At 46.7% G+C, this 4,813-nt stretch carries 6 protein-coding genes and 1 pseudogene; 5 read left to right on the plus strand and 2 right to left on the minus strand.

The window, feature by feature from the left end:
- Positions 1 to 99 precede the first annotated feature (99 nt).
- A complete protein-coding gene (locus tag QUA70_RS27970) occupies positions 100 to 339 on the minus strand; it encodes a hypothetical protein (protein ID WP_333351020.1) in 240 nt (79 codons plus the stop codon).
- Positions 340 to 553: 214 nt separating this feature from the next.
- Here QUA70_RS27970 and QUA70_RS27975 point away from each other — a divergent pair.
- A pseudogene (locus QUA70_RS27975) lies at positions 554 to 772 on the plus strand (quinone-dependent dihydroorotate dehydrogenase); the annotation flags it as partial.
- 378 nt (positions 773 to 1,150) lie between these two features.
- On the opposite strand, the gene QUA70_RS27980 reads toward QUA70_RS27975, so the two are convergent.
- A complete protein-coding gene (locus QUA70_RS27980) occupies positions 1,151 to 1,378 on the minus strand; it encodes a hypothetical protein (RefSeq protein WP_333351022.1) in 228 nt (75 codons plus the stop codon).
- A gap of 279 nt (positions 1,379 to 1,657) precedes the next feature.
- On the opposite strand from QUA70_RS27980, the gene QUA70_RS27985 reads away from it, so the two are divergent.
- The 4 genes from QUA70_RS27985 (at position 1,658) to QUA70_RS28000 (ending at position 4,739) form a co-directional block, all read left to right on the plus strand.
- Positions 1,658 to 2,296 (plus strand): transaldolase family protein, encoded by a 639-nt coding sequence (locus tag QUA70_RS27985; RefSeq protein WP_333351024.1) that lies wholly within the window; start codon positions 1,658 to 1,660, stop codon positions 2,294 to 2,296.
- Positions 2,297 to 2,523: 227 nt separating this feature from the next.
- Positions 2,524 to 4,221, plus strand: coding sequence for a calcium-binding protein (locus tag QUA70_RS27990; protein ID WP_333351026.1), 1,698 nt, complete (start codon positions 2,524 to 2,526; stop codon positions 4,219 to 4,221).
- Between the two features lie 53 nt (positions 4,222 to 4,274).
- The gene (locus tag QUA70_RS27995; protein ID WP_333410764.1) at positions 4,275 to 4,415 is read left to right on the plus strand and encodes a hypothetical protein; all 141 of its coding nucleotides are present in this window, start codon (positions 4,275 to 4,277) and stop codon (positions 4,413 to 4,415) included.
- A 27-nt stretch (positions 4,416 to 4,442) separates the two neighbouring features.
- Entirely contained in the window at positions 4,443 to 4,739 is a 297-nt protein-coding gene (locus QUA70_RS28000; protein WP_333330244.1) for a GUN4 domain-containing protein, read from the plus strand.
- The last annotated feature ends 74 nt before the right edge of the window (positions 4,740 to 4,813 follow it).

A 4,813-nucleotide genomic window follows, 5' to 3' on the forward strand; every position in this document is an offset into this window, starting at 1 on the left:
CACGTTGTCAACGCCGAACGCGAGTCAAAGTCTTTTGAGGTAAGGGTTTTAGGCTTATTCAGCAAGCCCTATTTAAAAACTCATTATTCAGTTGCAGCCTCACGATGCCCAGCAAGTTTTTTGCGGAAACATTCCCGCTTTCCAATGTTGGCGAACCTTGACTGTGGCTGGCAGGAAAAATGCTTCTGAATTATTAACAGGTGTTTGTTTAAGTTCTTTGACTGATCCGCTGGATTTATCTAGCCACAAGGCTCCAAGATGATCTTCATCTGGTCCGAAGTGGTAAATGACGGCAGTATCATCCTCTTGTTCTTTCAAAAGTAAAACGTAAATAGCCATATTTCGTTTTTTGGTGAGTTAGTTTCTTATAATTCTACTCTAACAGAACTGGTTTGCTGACAGCGTAACACTGTACTAGGACTTACGCAAATTACCTGACCATACACTACCTTTAGTAGTAATGTGCAAGTCCTATTTAAGTCAATACCTTCTGCTATGGCTGCGGTGGTGGATTCTAGGGGCGACCGGAGTCTAAAGTTGCTTCGTGTGCCCTAAAGGCGAATTGCCCATAATTGGAGTTGGCGGCATTTTCACCGCCGAAGATGCTTGGGAAAAAATAGCCGCCGGTGCGAGTTTAATTCAAGTTTACATCGGTTGGGTTTACGAAGGGCCTTGGATGGTGCGTCGGATTCTCCAAGGTTTGCTGCAAAAGTTGGAAGAAAAAGGATTTAATTCGATTTCTCATGCCGTTGGTTCGGAAAACATTAAGTAGCAGATATGGACACAACAATATTGTGTCCCTATGGCGGATTTATAGCAACCGCCAAAACGGTTGATATAAATAAAAGTTTGATTTTGGGAATTGGGGGAAGCCCAGGGATGAGGCATTGAGTCCTATCCGATGGGGAAATGGGCAAGCCTGTACTATAAAAAGCACAGGCGAGAGATTAGGAATTGGATGTTAAAACTTAAAGATTCATGGCACTCTGGCAGAATACCAGTCATTATTACCAATAACCAATAATATCAATTCCGGTTACACTCCTTATGATGGGGAGTGGGGATTGGTGCGTGGGGAATGTGGAATTGTGCGACCTTGACTTGATCATTCCCATCCAACCGGAAACGATATAACCAATAACCCCAAAATTTACTTGGGTTTAGAAAGTCCTGCCAGCGACCAAGTTAGGCTCACCATCATTAAGCGTGCTAGAGCCTTCAAAGCATCTTCACCGTGATTTTCAAATGCTTGAGACTCGGTTTGAGAATTATCATTTTCTGGCAAGTCTTGAGTGGCTGATGGTGGTTTTTTCAACTCCGATTTGTCACAAGATACCTCAAGACTGACTTGTGACTGATGATTTTCTTTTTCTCTCATTTTATGAGTCACCTCCTTGAGTTATTGCAAACATAACCCATACTACAAATATAAATTGTTTGTTTCCGGCATTTGGCGATCGAAGTTTTCTTACATGGCGATCGTAATCAGCAAGTGAGGTGATACCCATCACTTAAGTGTTATTTTTACTTACTAGCGATGTTTTCACAAATCTGCTACAGTTAATACCTAATAATCAATTTCACGCTCAGCGACCTCGAATTGAAAGTAAGCCTCGGAAAACTCAGAATAAACTAAGAAAATAAAGGTGTAGAGCTGATGGGAATTTATCTCGATACTGCAATTGTAGCAGAAGCAAAAGAAGCGAGCAAGTTCGGCTGGCTTTCGGGAATTACTACTAATCCAACCCTCCTGGGAAAAAGCGATTTATCTCCAGATGTGACGCTAAAACAACTGGCGAAACTTATTCCGGGTGAAGTGTATTATCAGCTAACCGCATCTGATTTTGATGGCATGGTAGCAGAAGGAAAAGCGGCTTTTGAATTAATTGGACAGCAAACAGTGTTGAAAGTTCCAGCAACGGCGGCTGGTTTTCAAGCAGTAGCGCATTTGTCACCGGAAATTCCTTGCGCGGTGACGGCGATATACAGCGCATCACAAGCTGTTGTCTCAGCAGAAGCGGGGGCTAAATATGCGATCGCCTACGTGAATCGCGCCACCAGACTCCTAGGAGACGGTTTTGCCTTAGTGCGGGATATGGCAAATGTGTTGCAGAGAACTAATACTGAGATTTTGGCAGCTAGCATTAAATCGCCGGAAGAAGCGGTAAAGACTTTATTAGCTGGCGCACATCATTTGACATTGCCTTTTGACGTGTTGCAGGTGATCGCAGTTCACGAACTTTCGCAGCAAACTGTTGATGAATTTGCCAAAAACGGGCGGGGAATTAGTTATTAGATTTTGCAATACAGAAAACTTCCTTAATTCTGGAGCAAGTATCATTCGCTCGCTGACTGTATATATGTTTGGCTATTTTGTCTACTGTGGGCAAGATTGGTTGATAAATATGGCTTTTATGAAGTCAAGGTTATGACTTTTATGAATTGACTTTGAGAGCTGCTTATTGAATAATTTCAATCAACCGCACGGCATCTCCCAACTTCTACTCTTAAATGTCAGGGCTTATGACCATTACTCGCGTCTCAGTTGACTCAGCAGGCAATCAGGCAAACGCCTCCTCCTTCGACATCTCCATCTCAGCCGACGGGCGGTTTGTCGCGTTTACTTCTGATGCCTCCAACCTCGTGCCGGGAGATACTAGCAATAAGCAAGACATCTTCGTGCGCGACTTGTTAACCAACACCACCACCCGCGTGTCCGTAGACTCAGCAGGCAATCAAGGGAACAGTGGCTCTGGTGGTGCTTCCATCTCCGGCGACGGGAGGTTTGTGGCGTTTACTTCTGTTGCTACCAACCTCGTTCCGGGGGATACTAACAATCAGCAAGACATCTTCGTGCGCGACTTGTCAACCAACACCACCACCCTCGTCTCAGTCAGCTCCAACGGTGATCGGGGCAACGGCGACTCCTTCAGGTCCTCCATCTCAGCCAACGGGCGGTTTGTGGTGTTTTCATCTGAGGCCTCCAACCTCGTGCCGGGGGACACCAACAATAGCACCGACATCTTCGTGCGCGACTTGTTAACCAACTCCATCACCCTCGTCTCAGTCGGCTCCACCGGAGATCGGGCGAACGACAGCTCCTACCGCCCCTCCATCTCAGCCGACGGGCGGTTTGTGACCTTTGATTCTGAGGCCTCCAACCTCGTGCCGGGGGACACCAACAATAGCACCGACATCTTCGTGCGCGACTTGTCAACCAACGCCATCACCCTCGTCTCAGTCGGCTCCAGTGGCGAGCGCGGGAACGACAACTCCTTCAATTCCTCCATCTCAGCCAACGGGCGGTTTGTGGCGTTTCATTCTAAGGCTACCAACCTCGTACCGGGAGACACGAACAATAGCCGTGACATCTTCGTGCGCGATTTATTAACCAATACCACCACCCTCATCTCTGTTAGCTCCAGCGGCGAGCGCGGGAACGACGACTCCTTCAACCTCCTATCCCCTGGTGCCATCTCCGCTGACGGACGATTTGTGGTGTTTGAATCTGCTGCCACCAACCTTGTGCCGGGGGACACTAATGGTAACCAAGATATCTTCGTGCGCGACACGCTCGCCAATACCACCACCCGCGTCTCTGTTAACTCAGCAGGCAATGAAGGCAACAGCATCTCCTACATCACTTCCATCTCCGCCAACGGGCAGAAAGTGGGGTTTTCATCTGCTGCCACCAACCTCGTGCCGGGGGACACTAACTTTGACTTTGACATCTTCGTTGTTGACTTAACCAACACTTCGAGCGGCATCAATAACTCTCCAAACCTGATCAACGGCACTCCCAGCAACGACAACCTGACAGGCACGAACGGCAGCGATAATATCAGCGGTTTAGACGGCGATGACACGATCGCCGGCAGACAAGGCAACGATATTCTTATCGGGGGAGGCGGCAGCGATATCCTATTTGGCGGCAAAGGTTTTGACACCCTAAACGGCGGCTTGGGAAACGATATTCTAGTCGGCGGTGCGGGCAACGATGTATTTGTTTTAGGTGCGGGATTGGGAGTTGATACAATCTCTGATTTCACCAAATCTCAAGATACCATTCAATTAATCAATGGCTTGACCTTCGGACAACTATCAATTTCCTCTGGAACTAACGGCACATTAATTAGAGTAGCCAGCAGCGGTGAAGTTTTAGCTTCTTTGACAGGCTTTGCTCCGAACCTCATCGGCTCTGAAGATTTCATCTCAGTCTAGAGATAGATGGTAAACTGGTCATTTGTTAAATCACTTTTGCTCAGAGGAACATCATGATTAAACTTGGCAAACAATCACTCGCATTAGTAGGCACATTTCTTGCCGTTTTGCAACCAGCATTTACCGCTAATTCACAAGAAAGCAACACGGAATTTAGCAAACTTCAATCCTTATTAGAAGCCAAAAAATGGTAAGAAGCCGATCAAGAAACAGTCTCTCTGATCCGCAACAACCCCGCCAATCTGTCTTGTCCGAACCTCCGCGCGATCGATGGGATGTGGATGCAATCGAGCAATGGCAAATATGGATTGACTCCACAGTTAGAGATTTGGCAGAAAGTGGGCGGTTCTAGCTGTCGAACTTGCGAAGGTCAAATTCAAAATTTTAGCAAGCAAGTAGGATGGAATATGAGCTCGCAAGTAAGTCCTATACCAGGGGAGTTTCCAGCCCAGTACCCAACTGTTGCTTCATTAAGTTGGCAAAGTTATGTTGACAGCGATAAAAGCATAACTAGGTAGGGCTTGCCGAAAAAGCCTAAAACCTCGACAGAGAAAGACTTTGAATGGTTTGAACGCTCCGCGTGTGCAAGCTT

It is taken from the genome of Microcoleus sp. LAD1_D5, assembly GCF_036702115.1.
Lineage (GTDB): Bacteria > Cyanobacteriota > Cyanobacteriia > Cyanobacteriales > Microcoleaceae > Microcoleus.